Raw genomic sequence first — 19,705 nt, 5'->3', positions numbered from 1 at the left:
CACGGGTCACTTCACCCCCAGATCGTTGTCGATGAACGCGAGGAGCTCGTCGGCGCCCAGCGCGCCGGCGGCCGGGGTCTCCCCCGGGTCGCCGGGGCCGGTCCACTTGACGAGCAGGGCCTGCAGCCGCACGGTGATCGCGGCGCGGGCGTCGTCGTCGGTGGCGACGGCGGCCAGCAGGTCTTCCAGCTTTTCGATCTCGGCCAGCGCCGGGCGGGCGGCCGCGCCGTCGCCGAGGGCGGTCGCGACGAGGAACTCGGCGACCCGGGTGATCGTCGGGTGGTCGAAGACCAGCGTCGCGGGCAGCCGCAGCCCGGTGCGGGCCTCCAGGCGGTTGCGCAGCTCCACCGACGTCAGGGAGTCGAAGCCGAGGTCGGTGAAGCCGACGTCGGCGCCGACCGCGCCGTCGTGGCCGAGCACGGCCTCGACCTGCTTGCCGACCAGCCCGATCGTGACCGGGAGCCGGTCCTCGGCGGGCAGCGGCGCCAGCCGGGCGGCCAGGTCGCCGCCGGGTTCGACAGCGGCCGCGCGGCGGGGCGTCGCGGTCACCAGGCCGCGCAGGGCGGGCAGGAGCGGGTCCTGGCCGCGCAACGTGGCGAGGTCGAGGCGCAGGGCCGCGACCGCGGGCAGGCCGGACGCGAGCGCGGCGTCGAACAGCGCAACACCGTCCTCAGTGGACAATGGCGGGAAGCCCGAGCGGTTCAGCCGGGCCAGTTCGGCGTCGGTGAGCGCACCGGTCATGCCGCTGCCGGAGTTCCAGGCCCCCCAGGCGATCGAGACGCCGGGCTCGCCACCGGCGGCCCGCCGGTGGGCGAGCGCGTCGAGGAAGGCGTTGGCGGCGGCGTAGTTCGCCTGGCCGGCCGCGCCGAGCGTCCCGGCGATCGAGGAGAAGAAGACGAGCCGGGTGCCGGGTGCGGTGAGCTCGTGCAGGTGCCAGGCGGCGTCGACCTTGGGCGCGAACACGGTGTCGAACCGGTCGGGGGTCAGCGTGTCGAAGACGCCGTCGTCGAGGACGCCGGCGGCGTGCACGACCGCGGTCGGTTCGGCCGCTTCGAGGACCTTCGCGAGGGCGTCGCGGTCGCCGACGTCGCACGCGACGACGTGGGCGTCCGCACCCAGCTTCGCCAGCTCGGCGACGAGCTCGCCGGCCCCGGGCGTGTCCTCGCCGCGGCGGCCGAGCAGCACCAGGTGTCGCACACCGCGTTCGGCGAGGTGCCGGGCGAAGGTCGCGCCCAGCCCGCCGAGCCCGCCGGTGACGAGCACCGTCCCGCCGGGGTCCCAGGAGCTTTCACGTGAAAGCTCGGGGGTCAGGCGGGCCGTGTGGAGCCGACCGGCGCGCAGGGCCACCTGGGGTTCGCCCGCGGCGAGCGCGCCCGCGACGGCTTCCGCCGGGACGTCGTCACCGTCGGAGTCCACGAGGACGATGCGGCCCGGGTTCTCCAGCTGGGCCGCCCGGAGCAGGCCCCAGACGGCGGCGTGCGCCAGGTCGACGTGCTCGCCGGGCTCGACCGCGACACCGTTTCGCGTGACGACGACCAGGGTCGGTTCGCCGTCGAGCGCGCGCTGGACGTCGGTGAGCACCTGGGCGGTCACCGTGCGGACGGCGACCGGGACCGGCCCGTCGGCGGCGGGCACCCGGAGCAAGACGACCGGCGGCGCGGCCGGGATCGCCGGGGCTTCGGGCAGCAACGGCCAGGTGAGCCGGTAGCCGGTCGGCGCCGGGGCGGCCGACGTGGGCACCGCGCGCAGGGCCAGGGAACGGACGGCGACGGCCGGGGTGCCGTCCGGCGTGGTCGCGGTGACCTCGACCGAACCGTCGATCGGCCTGAGCCGGACCCGCAGCGCGGTCGCGCCGGAGGCCAGGAACGCCGCGCCGGTCCAGCTGAACGGCAGGCCGCCGCCGACCGGCAGCAGCGACGCGGCGTGCAGCGCCGAGTCCAGCAGGGCCGGGTGGACGACGAACCGCGCGGCGGACTCGTGATCCTCCTCCGCCAGCGCGACCTCGGCGTAGACGTCGTCGCCGTGCCGCCACGCCCGGGTCAGGCCCTGGAACATCGGGCCGTACCCGAGGCCGCGGTCGGCCATCGTGTCGTAGAAGCCTTCCAGCGCGACGGCTTCCGCGCCGGCGGGGGGCCACTCGGCCCAGCCCGCGACCGGCTCGTCGAGGGCGGGCACGAGGGTGCCGCTCGCGTGCCGGGTCCAGGCGTCGCCCGGCTCGCCGTCGTCGCGCGAGTAGACGCGTAGGGTGCGGGCGCCGTCGTCCCCGGCGCCGCTGACGGCGACCTGGACGACCACCCGGGCGCCGTCCGGGACGACCAGCGGCGCTTCCAGGGTGAGCTCCTCGACCCGCGGGCAGCCGGCCTGGTCGCCGGCCCGCACGGCCAGCTCCAGCAGCGCCGTGCCCGGGACCACGACGGCCCCGCCGACGGTGTGCCCGGCCAGCCACGGCTGCGCGGCCAGCGACAGCCGTCCGGTGAACAGCAGGCCGCCGGAGTCCGGCAGCTCGACCGCGGCGCCGACCAGCGGGTGCCCGGCGGCCCAGAGCCCGGCCGCGGACACGTCACCGGCCTGGGCGAGCCCGCCGCCCGGCCAGATCCACTGGTGCTGGAAGGCGTAGGTGGGCAGCGGCACGGCCCGCGCGCCCGGCGCGGACACCGCGGCCCAGTCGAGGGTGACCCCGGCGACGTGCAGCCGGCCGAGCGCGTCGGTGACCGCTTCGGCTTCGGGGCGGTCTCGGCGCAGGAACGGGACGGCGACGTGGTTCGCGCCGAGGGACTCCGCCGCCATGGCGGACAGGGTGGTGTCCGGCCCGAGCTCGGCGAACGCGGTGACACCCAGCTCGGTCAGCCGGCGTACGGCCGGGCCGAAGAGCACCGGCCGCCACACCTGCTCGACCCAGTGCTCGGCCGAGGCCAGGGTCGCGGCGGAGACCTGGTCGCCGGTGACCGTCGAGACGATCGGGATCCGGGGCGCGGCCGGGTTCAGCCCGGCGACGACCTTGCGGAAGTCGTCGAGCATCGGGGTCATCAGCGGGGAGTGGAACGCGTGGCTGACGCGCAGCCGCCGGGTCTTGCGGCCGTCGGCGGCGAAGTGCGCGGCGATCTCCTCAACGCGACCGGCGGCCCCGGACACCACGACCGACGACGGCCCGTTGACCGCGGCCAGCGCGACCTCGTCCTCGTGCCCGGCCAGCAGCGGCCGGACCTCGTCCGCGGTGGCCTGCACGGCGACCATCGCGCCGCCGGCGGGCAGCTGCCGCATGAGCCGGCCGCGCGCGGCGACCAGCGTGCACGCGTCGACGAGGTCGAACACCCCGGCGACGTGCGCGGCGGCGAGCTCGCCGATCGAGTGCCCGGCCAGGTACTCCGGGGTGATCCCCCACGAGCGGACCAGGTGGTACAGCGCCACTTCGAAGGCGAAGAGCGCGGGCTGCGCGTACTGCGTTTCGTCGAGCACGCCCGGCTCCTCGGCGAACAGCACCTCGCGCAGTGGGCGGTCCAGCTCCCGGTCCAGCCGCGCGAGCACGGTGTCGAACGCCTCGGCGAACACTGGGAAGCGCGCACAGAGGTCACGGCCCATGCCCGGCCGCTGGCTGCCCTGCCCGGCGAAGAGGAACGCGGGCACCTGCTCCCCCGCCGGCCCGGTGACCAGGCCGGTGGTGGTGCCACCGCGGGCCAGCACGGACAGGCGGTTCTCGAGGTCCTCGCGGCCCTCCCCCACGACGACCGCGCGCTCGGCGAAGTGCGTCCGGGTGGTGGCCAGCGCGAACCCGACGTCGGCCGGGTCGCCCGGCTGGCCGGCGAGGTGCGTGAGCAGCCGGGAAGCCTGCGCCCGCAGCGCTTCCGGGGTCCGGCCGGACAGCGGCCAAGCGACCACTGAAGGCGCCGGCTCGGGCCGCGGCGCCACCACCGCGGCCGGCGGCGCTTCGAGCACGGTGTGGGCGTTGGTGCCGCTGATGCCGAACGACGACACGGCGGCCCGGCGCGGGCGGCCGCGCTCGAGCCAGGCCCGCGCCTCGGTGAGCAGCTCGATCGCGCCGCTCGACCAGTCGACGTGCGAGGACGGCTCGGCGACGTGCAGCGTGCGCGGCAGCGAGCCGGCCCGCATGGCCTGCACCATCTTGATGATCCCGGCGACCCCGGACGCGGCCTGCGTGTGGCCCAGGTTCGACTTGATCGAACCCAGCAACAGCGGCTCCTCACGGTCACGACCGTAGGTGGCCAGCAGCGCCTGCGCCTCGATCGGGTCACCCAGGGTCGTGCCGGTCCCGTGCGCCTCGACGACGTCGACGTCCGAAGTGGACAGTCCGGCGGCCGCGAGGGCCTGGCGGATCACACGTTGCTGCGCGGGCCCGTTCGGGGCGGTGAGCCCGTTGGACGCGCCGTCGGAGTTGACCGCGGACCCGCGGACGACCGCGAGGATCTCGTGGCCGTTGCGCTGCGCGTCGGACAGCCGTTCCAGCACCAGGACGCCGGCGCCCTCGGACCAGCCGACCCCGTCGGCGGTGTCCGAAAAGGACTTGCAGCGGCCGTCGGCGGACAGGCCGCGCTGCCGGCTGAACCCGATGAACGTGCTCGGGGTGGACATCACGGTGACCCCGCCGGCGAGCGCGAGCGAGCACTCCCCGTTCTGCAGGGCGCGGGCCGCAAGGTGCAGGGCGACGAGCGAGGACGAACACGCCGTGTCGACGGTCAGCGTCGGCCCCTCCAGGCCGAACGCGTAGGCGACCCGGCCGGAAGCGACGCTCGGCGCGCTGCCGTTGCCCTGGTAGCCCTCGGTGTCCGGGCTGCCCTGCAGCAGCAGGCCGTAGTCGGAGTACATGACCCCGACGAACACTCCGGTGCGGGACCCGCGCAGCGAGCGCGGGTCGACGCCGGTCCGTTCGACGGCTTCCCAGGAGACCTCCAGCAGCAGCCGCTGCTGGGAGTCGGTCGCGAGGGCCTCGCGGGGGCTCATCCCGAAGAACGCCGGGTCGAATTCGCCCGCCTCGTGCAGGAAACCGCCGTGACGCGTGTAGGACGTGCCGGGGTGGTCGGGGTCCGGGTGGTAAAGGCCCTCGACGTCCCAGCCGCGGTTGACCGGGAAGCCGGACACCGCGTCGACGCCGTTCTCCACCAGGTTCCACAGGTCCTCGGGCGAGCCGACCCCGCCGGGGTAGCGGCAGCCCATGCCGACGATGACCACCGGGTCGCCGTCCACCGCGGCCGGCGTGGTGACCGGCTCGGGGACGTCGACCTCGCCGAGCAGGAACGCGGCCAGCTCGGCCGGGGTCGGGTAGTCGAAGGTGAGGGTGGCGGGCAGCCGCAGCCCGGTGGCCGCGTCGAGGCGGTTGCGCAGCTCGACCGCGGTGAGCGAGTCGAAGCCCAGCTCGCGGAACGGCCGGTCGGCGGCCACCGCGGCGGTGCCGGTGTGCCCGAGCACGGCGGCGACCTGGGCGCGGACCAGGTCGAGCACGGCCCGGGACCGCTCGGCTCCGGAGAGGCCGGTCAGCGGGCCGTCCAGGCGCGGCAGGTTCGCCGCGCTCTGCCGGGCGGGCGGGCGGACCAGGCCGCGCAGCAGGTGCGTGACCTCGGGCTGGGCGCCGAGCGCGGCGAAGTCGAGCCGGACCGGCAGGACCGTGTCGAGCCCGGACGCGCAGGCCGCGTCGAACAACGCCAGCGCGTGCTCCGGCTCCAGCGCGGGCATCCCGGTGGCGGCCATCCGCCGCAGGTCGGCGTCGGTGAGGGTGGCGGTCATGCCGCCGGCCCGCGACCACGCGCCCCAGCCGAGCGACAGCGCGGCCTGCCCGCGGGCCCGGCGACGCCGGACCAGGGCGTCCACCGCCGCGTTGGCCGCGGTGTAGTTCGCCTGGCCGGCCGCGCCGAAGGTGCCGGCGACCGAGGAGTAGACGACGAACGCCGTCAGGTCCCGGTCGCGGGTCAGCTCGTCGAGGTGCCACGCGGCGTCGAACTTGGGCGCCAGCACGGTGTCGAGGCGCTCGGGGGTCAGCGAGCCGAGGATGCCGTCGTCGAGGACACCGGCGGTGTGCACAACGGCGGACAGCTCGACGCCGTCCAGCACCCGGGCCAGCTCCGCGCGGTCGGCGACGTCCGCGGCCGCGACGTCGACCTCGGCGCCGGCCGCGGTCAGCTCGGCGACCAGCCCGGCCGCGCCGGGGGCGTCCGCGCCGCGGCGGCTGACCAGCAGCAGCCGCCGGGCGCCGTGGGTGGTGACCAGGTGGCGGGCCAGCGTCGCGCCGAGCCCGCCGGTGCCGCCGGTGATGAGCACGGTGCCCTCGTCCCACCTCGGCGGGACGGCGTCGGCGGAGGGCACGCGGGTGAGGCGCGCGACGCTGATCTCGCCGTCGCGCACCCTCGTCTGCGGTTCGCCCGACGCCACGACGGCGGGCAGGGCGGCGATGGACTCCGGTGTTCCGTCCACATCGGACAGGAGGAACCGGCCCGGGTGCTCACGTTGCGCGGAGCGCACGAGCCCCCAGACCGCCGCGGTGGCGGGGTCGTCCGGCCCGTCGGTGACGAACACCAGCCGCGAGTCGCGCAGCCGCGGCGTCGACGTCCAGGACTGCAGCAACGCCAGCGCGTCGGCGGCCGCGGCGCGCACCCCGCGCGGGCCCGGCTCGCAGGCCGGGACGTGGTGGACGACCACCCCGGGCGCGGCCTCGGCGATCGCCGCGAAGTCGTCGAGCACGGCCCAGTCCGGTCCGGCCACCTCGGCCGGCCGGGGCGCGGCGACCCAGTCCAGGCGGTACAGCGAGTCGGTGTGCCCGGCGCGGGCCGGGGCGGCGGGCCGCAGGACCAGCGAGCCGACGGTGGCGACCGGGTCGCCGGCCGCGTCGCGCAGCTCGATCGTGACGGAGTCTTCGCCGCGCCGGGTCAGCTTGGCCCGCACGACCGCGGCGCCCCCGGCGTGCAGGGTGACGTCGCTCCAGGCGAAGGGCAGCCTGCCACCGTCCACTTCGGTCAGACCCGCGTGCTCGGCGGCGTGCAGGACCGCGTCCAGCAGCGCCGGGTGCAGCCCGAACGCCGCCGCGTCGCGCTCGGCCGCCTCGGGCAGGACGACGTCGGCGTACACCGCTTCCGGCGTCCGCCAGACGGCCGTGAGGCCGCGGAACAGCGGGCCGTAGGCGAACCCGCCCGAGGCGAGCCGCTCGTAGAACCCTTCCAGGGAAACGGTTTCCGCTTCCGGCGGTGGCCACGCGGCGGTGGTGTCCGGCGCGGCCGTGCCGGTGCCGAGGCGGCCGCTCGCGTGCCGCGTCCATGGCTGCTCACCACCGCCGTCCGGGCTCGAGTAGACGGCCAGGGTGCGGTCGCCCGCGGGCCCGGCCGGGCCGACGACGACCTGCAGGCGCACGGCGCCGTCGGCCGGCAGCACCAGCGGGACCTCGAGGGTCAGCTCGTCGACCCGGTCGCAGCCCGCCCGGTCGGCCGCCTTGATCGCGAGGTCGAGATAAGCCGTGCCGGGGAGCAGGGCGGCGCCGAGCACGAAATGGTCGGCCAGCCACGGCTGCGTGCGCAGCGAAAGCCGGGCGGTGAAGAGGAACCCGCCGGAGTCCGGCAGTTCGACACCCGCGCCGAGCAGCGGGTGCCGGGCGGCGTCGAGGCCGGCCGAGCCGAGGTCGCCGGCCACCGCGCCGGAGGTGCGCGGCCAGTGGCGCTCCCGCTGGAACGGGTAGGTCGGCAGGTCCGGGCCGGGGCCGCCGGCCGGGCCGAAGAACGCGGGCCAGCCGACGCGCACCCCGGCGACGTGCAGCCGGCCCAGCGCGGTGACGAACGCGGTCTCCTCGGGCTGGTCGCGCCGCAGCAGCGGGACGCACGCGACGTCCGAGCCGAGGATCTCGCTCGCGGCGGCGGACAGCGACCCGTCCGGACCCAGCTCGACGACGGCCGCGGCACCCTGCTCACCGAGCACGCGCACGGCGTCGGCGAAGCGGACGGGCTGCCGCACGTGCTCGACCCAGTACTCCGGCGTGCGCAGGTCAGCGGCTTCGCCGGTCACGGTGGACACGATCGGCAGCCGCGCCTCGCCGAACTCCAGGCCCGCCAGCACCGCGGCGAAGTCCTCGAGCATCGGGTCCATCAGCGGCGAGTGGAACGCGTGGCTGACGGCGAGGCGCCGGACGGCGTGCCCGGCGCCGGCGAGCGCGTCGGTCGTCCGGGTGACGGCGGCTTCGGGGCCCGCGACGACCACCGCGGCCGGGCCGTTGACCGCGGCGATCGTCACGCCGTCGGCCAGGAGCTCGCGGACGGCGGCTTCGGGCGCGCGGACCGCGGCCATCGCGCCGCCGGCCGGGAGCGCGGCCATCAGGCGGCCGCGGGCGGCGACGAGCGTGCAGGCGTCCTTCAGCGACAGGACGCCGGCGACGTGCGCGGCGGCGATCTCGCCGACCGAGTGCCCGGCGAGCCAGGACGGCCTGACCCCCAGCGACTCCAGCAGCCGGAACTGGGCGACGCCGAGGGCGAAGGTCGCCGGTTGGGTCCAGTCGGTGCGGTCGAGCAGGGTGCCGTCCTCGGCGAAGAGCACGTCCCGCAGCGGCTGGTCGAAGTGTGCGCAGACGGCGTCGAGCGTGTCGGCGAAGACCTGGAAGCGCCGGTACAGCCCGGCTCCCATGCCCGGCCGCTGCGCACCCTGGCCCGCGAAGACGAACGCGGTCTTGGCGCGGGCCCGCGCGGGTGCGCCGGACGGCGTCTCCGCGAGCGCGGCCAGCTGGCCGAGGGGGTCGCCGACGATCGCCGCGCGATACGGGAACGCGGTGCGCGTGGTGGCGAGCGCCCGGGCGATCCCGGCGGGCGCGCGGTCGCTGAGCAGCGCGTGCAGCTGCGCGGCCTGCGCGGACAGCGCCCGTGGCGTCCGCGCGGACAGCAGCAGCGGCACGACCGGCGGCTCGCCGGCGACGGCGGTCCCGGCGGCCGGGGCCTGCTCGAGGATGGCGTGCGCGTTGGTGCCGCTCAGGCCGAACGACGAGACGCCGGCGCGGCGCGGGCGGCCGGACTCCGGCCAGGCGCGGTGCTCGGTGAGCACGCGGACCGCACCGGCGGTCCAGTCGACCCGGCTCGACGGCTCGTCGACGTGCAGGGTCCGCGGCAGCTCGCCGTGGCGCAGTGCGAGGACCATCTTGATGATCCCGGCGACCCCGGCGGCGGCCTGGGTGTGGCCGAGGTTGGACTTGACGGCGCCGAGCCACAACGGCTCTTCGCGGTCGCGGCCGTAGGTCGCCAGCAGGGCCTGGGCTTCGATCGGGTCGCCGAGGACCGTGCCGGTGCCGTGCGCCTCCACCGCGTCGACGTCCGAAGTGGACAGTCCGGCGTCGGCGAGGGCCTGGCGGATCACGCGTTGCTGGGCAGGCCCGTTCGGCGCGGTCAGGCCGTTGGACGCGCCGTCGGAGTTGACGGCCGTGCCGCGGACCACGGCGAGCACCGGGTGACCCTTTTCCCGGGCCGTGGACAAGCGTTCGACCACGAGGATGCCGGCGCCCTCCGACCAGCCCGTGCCGTCGGCGCCGTCGGCGAAGGGCTTGCAGCGGCCGTCGGCGGCGAGGCCGCCCTGGCGGGCGAACTCGGCGAAGGAGCCAGGCGTGGTCATGATCGTGACACCCCCGGCCAGGGCGGTGGTGCACTCGCCGCGGCGCAGCGCCTGCGCGGCCCAGTGCAGCGCGACCATCGACGACGAGCACGCGGTGTCGACGGTGACCGACGGGCCCTCCAGGCCGAGCGTGTAGGACAACCGTCCGGAAAGGACACTCGCGGTGGTGCCGGTGGCCAGGTGACCCTGGACGTCCTCACCGGAGGTGGCCAGGAGGGTCCCGTAGTCCTGGCCGTTGGTGCCGACGAACACGCCGGTGTCCCCGCCGTGCAGGGTCGCCGGGTCGATCCCGGCGCGCTCCAGCGCTTCCCACGCCACTTCGAGCAGCAGGCGCTGCTGCGGGTCCATCGCCACCGCTTCGCGCGGCGAGATGCCGAAGAAGTCGGCGTCGAAGTCGGTGACACCGTCGAGGAAACCACCGGTGAGCGCGTATTCGTAGCCCGAGGCGAGGGTGGCCAGGTCCCAGCCGCGGTCGTCCGGGAAGGACGTGATGCCGTCCCCGCCGGTCGCCAGCAGCCGCCAGAAGTCCTCGGGCCCGCGGACACCGCCGGGGAAGCGGCAGCCGATGCCGACGATGACGATCGGGTCGTCGCCGTTCGCGGCGCGCACCGGCGCGGCGGCTTCGACGAGCGTCCCGGCCAGCTCGGCGAGCAGGTGACGGGTGAGGATCTCCGGGGTCGGGTGGTCGAACACCAGCGACGCGGGCAGGTCGAGCCCGGTCGCCAGTGCGACGACGTTGCGCAGCTCCACCGCGGTCAGCGAGTCGAAGCCGAGGTCGCGGAACGCGCGGTCGGGCGCCACTCCCCCGGCGCCGCTGTGGCCGAGGACGAGGGCGACCTGCTCCAGCAGCAGCCCGAGCAGGAAGTCGAACCGGTCGTCCTCGGGCACGGCCGCGAGCCGTCCGCGCAGCTCGTCGTCACCGCGCGGGGCTTCGACACGCGCGGCCGCCGGGATGCCGCTGAGCAGCGGGCCCGGGCGCAGCACGTGCGCGTAACGCGTCCAGTCGATGTCGGCGACGACGACGGTGGTGTCCGCGAGCACGCGGTCCAGCGCGGCGGCCGCGCGCTCCGGGGCGAGGGGGTTCAGGCCGCCCCGGCGGGCGCGGTCGGCGACGGCGGGGTCCGCGGCGAGCATGCCGCCACCGGCCCACGGGCCCCAGGCGACCGACGTCGCGGGCAGGCCGAGGCCGCGGCGGTGCTCGGCGAGGGCGTCCAGCGTCGTGTTGGCCGCCGCGTAGGCCGCCTGGCCGGCCGAGCCGAACGTGCTGGCGACCGAGGAGAACAGCACGAAGCTCCGCAGGTCCGCGGCGCGGGTCAGCTCGTGCAGGTGGACGGCCGCGGTGACCTTGGCGCGGTAGCCCGCCTCGAAGCGGTCCGGGGTGAGGGCGCCGAGGACGCCGTCGTCGAGGACACCGGCGGTGTGCACCACATCCGTCAGGTCCGGCACGTCCGCCAGCACGGCGGCGAGGGCGTCGCGGTCGGCGACGTCGCACGCGGTGATCGTGACGTCGGCGCCGAGGTCGGTGAGCTCCCGGCGAAGGTCGTCCGCGCCGGGGGCGTCGGGCCCGCGGCGGCTGAGCAGGACCAGGCTGCGGCCGGTCTTCGCCAGGTGGCGCGCGACTTCGGCGCCGAGGGCGCCGGTGCCGCCGGTGATCAGTGTGGTGCCCTCGCCGGGTTCGCGGCCGCGGCTCGCGGGCGGCGCGGCGACGATCCGGCGGCCGAACAACCCGGCCGCGCGGATCGCCAGCTGGTCCTCACCATCGGCGCCGGTCAGCGCGGCGGCGAGCCGCCGCGGCACCTCGGCGTCCAGCTCGGCGGGCAGGTCCACCAGACCGCCCCAGCGCTGCGGGAGCTCCAGCGCGGCGGCGCGGCCGAGGCCCCAGACGGCGGCCTGCGCGGGCCGGGCCACCGGGTCGCCCGGGGCCACCGCGACGGCCTCGCGGGTCACGCACCACAGTGGCGTGGAGCCGAGCGCCTGCAGCAGCGTGGCGGTGGCGGTGAGCCCGGCCGGGACCCCCGGGAAGCCGGTTTCGTCCAGGGCCAGCAGGGAAAGCACGGCGTCGAACTCGCGATCGCGCAGGCGGTCGCCGAGGGTGCCGTCGAAGACCAGGGGTTCGCCGTCGAAGTACTCGGCGACGGTGGTGACCCACGGGTCGTCGGCGAGCGCGGCCGGGACGACCACGAGCCACGATCCGGTGCCGGGCCGGGCCGCGGTGACCGGGACCCACGTCGCCTGGTGGCGCCATCTGTCCACAACGGACTCTTCGTGGCGCGAACGGCGGTAGGAGGACAACGCGGGCAGCAGCGCGCCCACCGAAGCGTCGTCGACGTCGAGCCGCGCGGCCAGGCCGGCGGCGTCCCCGCGGTCGACGGCGGCCCAGAACTCGGCGTCGGCCGTCTCGCCGGTGGGGGCGGCGGCCGAGGGCCAGAACCACTCGTGCTGGAACGCGTACGTGGGCAGCGGAACCCGGCGGGCGCCGGTCCCGGCGAAGAAGGCGGACCAGTCGATCCGGACGCCGGAGACGTGCAGCTGCCCGAGGGCGCCGACCAGCGTCTCGACGTCGTCGCGGCCGCGGCGGGCCACCGGGATCCCGTCGGTCATCGCGGACAGGACCGCGTCGGGGCCGATCTCGACGACCAGCCCGGCTTCCCGCAGGCGCGCGGCGGTGTCGGCGAACCGGACCGGCTCGCGGACGTGCGCGACCCAGCGGTCCGGGTCGGTGACCGCCCCCTCGGCGATCATCGGCACGGCGGGCGCCTCGAAGGCCAGCCCGGCGATGGCGTCGCGGAACGCGGACAGCATCGGGTCCATCAGCGGCGAGTGGAACGCGTGCGAGACGGTCAGCCGCTTGGTGTCCTCGAAGTGCGCCGCGGCGGCGAGCACGGCGGCTTCGGCCCCGGACAGCACCACCGAGTCCGGGCCGTTGACCGCCGCGAGCGCGACTTCGTCGTTCAGGTAGGGCGTGACGGCCTCCTCGGTGGCGCGGACGGCGACCATCGCCCCACCCGGCTCGAGGTCCTGCATGAGCGACGCGCGGGCCGTGACCAGCGCGCAGGCGTCGTCCAGGGACAGCGCGCCGGCGACGTGCGCGGCGGCGATCTCGCCGACGGAGTGACCGCCGACGACGTCCGGCCGGACGCCCCAGGAAGCCAGCAGGCGCACGAGCGCGACCTCGACCGCGAACAACGCGGGCTGCGCGAACCCGGTCCGCGACAACGCTTCGGCGTCGTCACCCCACAGGACTTCGCGCACACGCGGGTCGAGCCGGTCGAGCACCGCGTCGAGCGCCGTGGTGAACTCGGGGAAGGTGTCGTAGAGGCCGCGGGTCATCCCGGGCCGCTGGGCGCCCTGGCCGGTGAAGACGAACGCGACCTTGGGAGCGCCCTTCGCCTCGCCGGTGGTGACCAGCGGCGACGGACGGCCCTCGGCGAGCGCGGCCAGCGCCTCGGTGCCGCGGACGACGGCGCGGTGGTCGAACGCCGGGCGCGTCGTGGCCAGGGAGTAGCCGAGGTCGATCGGGTCGGCGCCGTTCGCGGTGACGTCCAGCAGGCGGGCGGCCTGCGCGCGCAGGGCTTCCGGCGTGCGGCCGCTGAGCACCAGCGGGACGCACGGCAGTTCGCGCTCGGCTTCGTCGCGGGCCGGGACGACCACCGGCGGTTCTTCGATGATCGCGTGGGCGTTGGTGCCGCTGATCCCGAACGACGAGACACCGGCGCGGCGCGGGCGGCCGGCCTCGGCGGGCCACGGCCGCTCGCCGGTGAGCAGCTCGACGTTCCCGGCGGTCCATTCGACGTGCGTGGACGGTTCGGTGACGTGCAGCGTGCGCGGCAGGGTGCCGTGGCGCATCGCCTGGACGACCTTGATGATCCCGGCGACCCCGGCGGCGGCCTGCGCGTGCCCGATGTTGGACTTGATCGAGCCCAGCAGCAGCGGCGTTTCCCGGTCCTGGCCGTAGGTGGCCAGCAGGGCCTGGGCCTCGATCGGGTCCCCGAGGGTGGTCCCGGTGCCGTGCGCCTCGACGACGTCGACGTCCGAAGTGGACAGTCCGGCGGCCGCGAGGGCCTGGCGGATCACGCGCTGCTGCGACGGGCCGTTCGGCGCGGTCAGGCCGTTGGACGCGCCGTCGGAGTTGACCGCCGAACCACGCAGGACGGCGAGGATCTCGTGGCCGTTGCGGCGCGCGTCCGACATCCGTTCCAGGACGAGGATCCCGGCGCCCTCGGACCAGCCGACGCCGTCGGCGGTGTCCGAAAAGGACTTGCACCGGCCGTCGGCGGCGATGCCGCGCTGCCGGCTGGAGGCGACGAACGAGCCAGGAGTCGACATGACGGTCACACCACCGGCCAGCGCGAGCGAGCACTCCCCCTGCCGCAGGGCCTGGGCGGCCCAGTGCAGCGCGACCAGCGACGACGAGCACGCCGTGTCGACGGTGACCGTCGGGCCTTCGAGGCCCATCGTGTAGGCGATCCGGCCGGAGGCGACGCTCGGCGCACTCCCGTTTCCTTGGTAGGCCTCGGCTTCCGGGCTGCCCTGCAGCAGCATCCCGTAGTCCGAATACATCACGCCGACGAACACGCCGGTCCGGGAGCCGCGCAGCGACACCGGGTCCACACCCGCGCGTTCGACGGCCTCCCACGACACTTCGAGCAGCAGCCGCTGCTGCGAGTCCGTGGCGAGCGCCTCCCGCGGGCTCATCCCGAAGAACGCCGGGTCGAACTGCCCCGCGTCGTGCAGGAACCCGCCGTGACGCGTGTAGGACGTGCCGGGGTGGTCGGGGTCCGGGTGGTAGAGGCCCTCGACGTCCCAGCCGCGGTTGACCGGGAAGCCGGACACCGCGTCGACGCCGTTCTCCACCAGGTTCCACAGGTCCTCGGGCGAGCCGACCCCGCCGGGGTAGCGGCAGCCCATGCCGACGATGACCACCGGGTCGTCGGACACCGGCCGCGCGGTCACCGGGGTCTCTTCGACGGCCGTGCCGGTCAGCTCCCGGTCGAGGTGCGCGGCGAGCGCCTCCGGGGTCGGGTAGTCGAAGACGAGCGTCGCGGGCAGCCGCAGGCCGGTCGCGGTGTCGAGGCGGTTGCGCAGTTCGACGGCGGTGAGCGAGTCGAAACCGAGGTCCTTGAACGCGGTCCGGACGTCGACGGTGTCGGTGGCCGCGTATCCGAGGACGAGCCCGGCTTCGGTGCGGACCAGGTCTTCCAGCGCCCGGGCGCGGTCGACCCCGTCGGCCGGGAAGGCGCCGCGGCTCGCGGCCGGGGCGGCTCCGCCGGGGACGAGCCCGCGCAGCACCACGGGCACCCCCGGGCGGCCACGCAGGGCGGCGACGTCCAGGCGCATCGGCAGCACTGCGGGTTCCGCTTCGGCGAGCGCGGCGTCGAACAGCGCCAGGCCCTGGGCCGGGTCGAGCGGCGGCAGGCCCGCCGCGGCGAGCCGGCGGTGGTCGGCGGCGGAGAGCTGGGCCGCCATGCCCGCGTCCCCGGCCCACGCGCCCCAGGCCAGCGCCTGGCCGGGCCGGCCCGCCGCGCGCCGGCGCTGGGCGAGCGCGTCGAGGAAGGCGTTGGCAGCGGCGTAGTTGCCCTGGCCGGGGCTGCCGAGCACGCCGGCGGCCGAGGAGAACAGCACGAACGCGCCGAGGTCGCCGGTGAGCTCGTGCAGGTTCCAGGCGGCGTCGACCTTGGCGCGGAAGACGGTCGCGACACGCTCGGGGGTCAGGGTCTCGATGACACCGTCGTCGAGGACCCCGGCGGCGTGCACAACGGCGCCGACCGGGTGCTCGGCCAGCAGCGCGGCGAGGGCGGCGCGGTCGGCGGCGTCGCAGGCGGCGATGGTGACGTCGGCGCCGAGCGCGGTCAGCTCCGCGCGCAGCTCGGCGGCGCCCGGTGCGTCCGGGCCGCGCCGGCCGGCGAGCAGCAGGTTCCGGACGCCGTGGGTGGTGACCAGGTGCTTCGCGACCAGCCCGCCCAGGCCGCCGGTGCCGCCGGTGACCAGGACGGTGGCGCCGGCCGGGAAGTGCGCGGCCGGGCCGTCGCCGACCGGGAGGCGGGCCAGCCGCGGCAGGACGATCTCGCCGTCGCGCACCGCGGCCTGGGCCTCGCCGGAGTCGAGGATCCGCTGCAGCGGCGCGGCGAGGGGCTCGGCGGTGTCGGCCACGTCGACCAGCACGAACCGGTCGGGGTGCTCCGCCTGCGCCGAGCGGACCAGGCCCCAGACCGCCGCGGCGGCCGGGTCCACGAGGTCGCCCTCGGCCGCCGGGACGGCGTTCGTGGTGACAAAGACCAGCCGCGACCGGGCGAAGTCCGGCTCCGCGACCCAGGTCTGCAGGAGCTCGAGGGCCCACGCCGTGGCAGCGTGGGCGGCTTGCGCGCCCCCCGCGCCGAGGGGCACGGGAGCGAGGACCACGGCCGGGATCCCGCTGATCCGCACGGTCGCCAGGTCGGCGAACACGGCCGTCGTGGAGAAGCCGAGCCCGGCGCCGAGGACGACCCAGTCGGCGTCGTCGGCGGGCCGCGTCACGGCGACCGCGGGCGCGGGTGTCCACACGGGACGGAACAGGGACTCGTGCCGGGTCGCGCGCAGCTCCCCGGCGGCGACCGGGCGGAACGTCAGCGAGTCGGCGGCGAGCACCGGCGTGCCCGCGGGATCGGTGACGGCGAGGGCGACGGCGTTTTCGCCGGTCGGGGTCAGGCGGGCGCGCAGAGTCGTCGTGTGGGCGGGCTGGACGCCGACGCCGTTCCAGGAGAACGGCAGGCCGTCGCGGTCGAGGTGCGCGCAGGCGTGCAGGACCGCGTCCAGGAGGGCCGGGTGCACGCCGAACGACGCGGCCTCGGCCTCGTGCTCCATCGGCAGCGCGACCTCGGCCAGGACTTCGTCACCGAGCCGCCACGCCGCATGCAGCCCTTGGAACGTCGGACCGTACCCGAGTCCTCGGCCGGCCAAGTCCTCGTAGAAGCCGTCCAGGTCGATCGGCTCGGCGCCGGCGGGCGGCCACTCCCCCGGCAGGACCGCGGCGGGCGCGCCGCCGACACCGAGGCGGCCGAAGGCGTGGCGCACCCAGGTTTCGTCCTGCTGGGAGTAGACGCTGACCGAGCGGCCGCCGTCCTCGCCCGCCGGGCCGGCGACGACCTGCACGCGCACCCCGCCGGACGCGGGCAGCACGAGCGGCGCCGCGAACGTCAGCTCCTCGACGCGGGCGCAGCCGACCTGCGCGCCCGCGCGCCCGGCGAGCTCCAGGAACGCCGTGCCGGGCAGCAGTTTCGCGCCGAGGATCTCGTGCTGGCCGAGCCAGGCCTGGCGGCGCGCGGACAGCTCGCCCGCGAAGAGGAAGCCGCCGGACTCGGGCAGCTCGACGGCCGCGCCGAGCAGCGGGTGCCCGGCCGGGTCGAGCCCGACCTGGCCGAGGTCGCCGCCGGTGCCGCCTTCGAGCCAGTAGGTGCGGCGCTGGAAGGCGTAGGTGGGCAGGTCGACCACCCGGGCGCCGGTGCCGTCGTGCCAGGCCGTCCAGTCGAAGCCGCCGCCGCGCACGTGCCAGCGGGCCAGCGCCGAGAGCAGCGTCGTGGTCTCGTCGCGGCCGCGGCGGGTGCTCGGGATGCAGTCCGCGCCGGGCCCGGTCAGCTCGGCGGTCATGGCCGAGAGGGTCGCGTCCGGGCCGACCTCGAGGAAGGTGCTGACCCCGCGGGAAACCAGGTCGGCGACGGTGTCGGCGTACCGGACGGCGGCGCGCACGTGCCGCACCCAGTAGTCCACAGTGGACACGTCACCGGCGGCGACGACCGGGATCGACGGCGCGGTGAAGGTCAGGGTTTCGAGCACCGCGCGGAAGTCGTCGAGCATCGGTTCCATCAGCGGGGAGTGGAACGCGTGGCTCACCGTGAGCCGCTTGGTCTTCGCGAAGTGCGCGGCGACGGCGAGCACGGCGTCTTCGGCGCCGGAGACGACCACCGCGTCCGGGCCGTTGACCGCCGCGATCGAGACGTCGTCGGTGAGCAGCGGCAGGACGTCGGCTTCGGCCGCCTGGATCGCGACCATCGCGCCCCCGGCGGGCAGCGCCTGCATGAGCCGGCCGCGGGCCTCGACCAGCTTGACCGCATCCGGCAGGGAGAGCACCCCGGCGACGTGGGCCGCGGCGATCTCGCCGACGGAGTGCCCGGCGACGAAGTCCGGGCGCACGCCGAGGGACTCCAGGAGGCGGAAGAGCGCGACCTCGAAGGCGAACAGCGCGGGCTGCGCGACGCCGGTGTCGTCCACAGTGGACGTCTCCGGCAGGTCGAGCAGGCCGAGGATTTCGTCGCGCGTGCGGACGAACACGGGGAAAGCCAGGGTCTCGCCCATGTCGGCGCGCTGGGAACCCTGGCCGGTGAACAGGAACGCCGACGCGCCGGGGTGCAGGGCCGAGCCGGTGTGCACACCGGGCGCGGCGGCCGAGGTGGCCAGCGCGTGCAGGGCGGTCAGCAGCTCGCCGCGGCCGGCGCCGGTGAGCACGGCCCGGTGCGGGAAGGCGACCCGGGTGCTCGCCAGCGAATGGGCGACGTCGAGTGGTGTGTGCTCCGGGCGGGCGTCGAGGTGGGCCAGCAGCCGGGCGGCCTGGGCGCGCAGGGCGTCCGGGGTGCGGCCGGACACCGGCCACAGGTAGCCGGCGGGCTCGCGGACCGGGCCCACTTCGGCCGGTTCCGGGGCGGGCTGTTCGAGGATGACGTGCGCGTTGGTGCCGCTGATGCCGAACGACGACACGGCGGCCCGGCGCGGTTTCCCGGTCTCCGGCCAGGGGCGCGGATCGGTCAGCAGCGCGACGCGGCCGGCCGTCCAGTCCACATGGGACGTCGGGGTGTCGACGTGCAGGGTGCGCGGCAGGACGCCGTGGCGCATGGCCTGGATGGTCTTGATGACCCCGCCGACGCCGGCGGCGGACTGCGTGTGCCCGACGTTCGACTTGAACGAGCCGAGCCACAGCGGTTCGCCCGCGCGCTCGCGGCCGTAGGTGGCCAGCAGGGCCTGCGCCTCGATGGGGTCGCCGAGGACCGTGCCGGTGCCGTGCGCCTCGACGGTGTCGATGTCGTCGGGGGTCAGCCCGGCGTTCTCCAGCGCCTGGCGGATGACCCGCTGCTGCGAAGGTCCGTTGGGCGCGGTGAGGCCGTTGGACGCGCCGTCGGAGTTGACCGCGGAGCCGCGGAGGACGGCGAGCACCTCGTGCCCGTTGCGGCGGGCGTCGGACAGCCGTTCCAGCAGGAGGAGCCCGGCGCCTTCGGAGAACCCGGCGCCGTCGGCCGCCTCGGCGAAGGACTTGCAGCGGCCGTCGGAGGCGAGGCCGCCTTGGCGGTCGAACTCGCCGTAGAGACCGGGGGTGGCCATCACGGCGACACCGCCGGCGAGGGCGAACGAGCACTCCCGTGCCCGCAGCGCCCGCGCGGCCCAGTGCAGGGCGACCAGCGACGACGAGCACGCCGTGTCGACGGTGACCGCGGGGCCTTCGAGGCCGTAGAAGTAGGCGATGCGCCCGGAGATCACCGAGGATTCGGTGCCGGTGACCAGATAACCCTCGACGCCGTCGGGCAGCGCGGCGAGACCGCGGCCGTACCCCATGGACCCGGCGCCGACAAAAACCCCGCCGGTGCTGCCTTCGACCTCGTGCGGGTCGATGCCGGCGCGTTCGAAGGCCTCCCAGGCCAGCTCCAGGACGATCCGCTGCTGCGGGTCCATGGCGAGCGCTTCACGCGGTGAGATGCCGAAGAAGGCGGGGTCGAAGTCCCCGGCGCGGTGCAGGAACCCGCCCTGGTGCGGCGAATCCGGCCAGCCGCGGCCGTCGGGGAAGTCGGTGACGGCGTCGACACCGTCGTCGACGAGCCGCCACAGGTCTTCGGGCGACTGGACACCACCCGGGTAGCGGCAGCTCATGGCGACCACGGCGACCGGTTCGGCCGCCGCGGCGAGCAGCGTGGTGTTCTGCCGCCGCAGCTGCTTGTTCTCCTGCACGGCGACGCGCAGTGCTTCGACGACTCGATCCGACCCGGCCGGCATAGACATCTCCAGGTGAGCGTGGTCTTACCCGGGTGACGCCACCGCGACGGCGTTCCTCACGGACCGGCGCCGAGCGAACGTCCACTTGCCGGGGAGTCAACCGCACGCCCAGCCC

Annotated in this window: 1 protein-coding gene; it reads right to left on the bottom strand. The window is 76.0% G+C overall.

What is annotated here, in order from left to right:
• Positions 1-6: 6 nt before the first annotated feature.
• Complete coding sequence (locus tag ACZ63E_RS31750; protein ID WP_465339837.1) at positions 7-19,590, bottom strand: type I polyketide synthase; 19,584 nt, start codon at positions 19,588-19,590, stop codon at positions 7-9.
• Between the last annotated feature and the right edge of the window lie 115 nt (positions 19,591-19,705).

The organism is Amycolatopsis sp. NPDC104819 (assembly GCF_055583145.1).
This window is presented reverse-complemented; position numbering and strand designations above follow the sequence as displayed.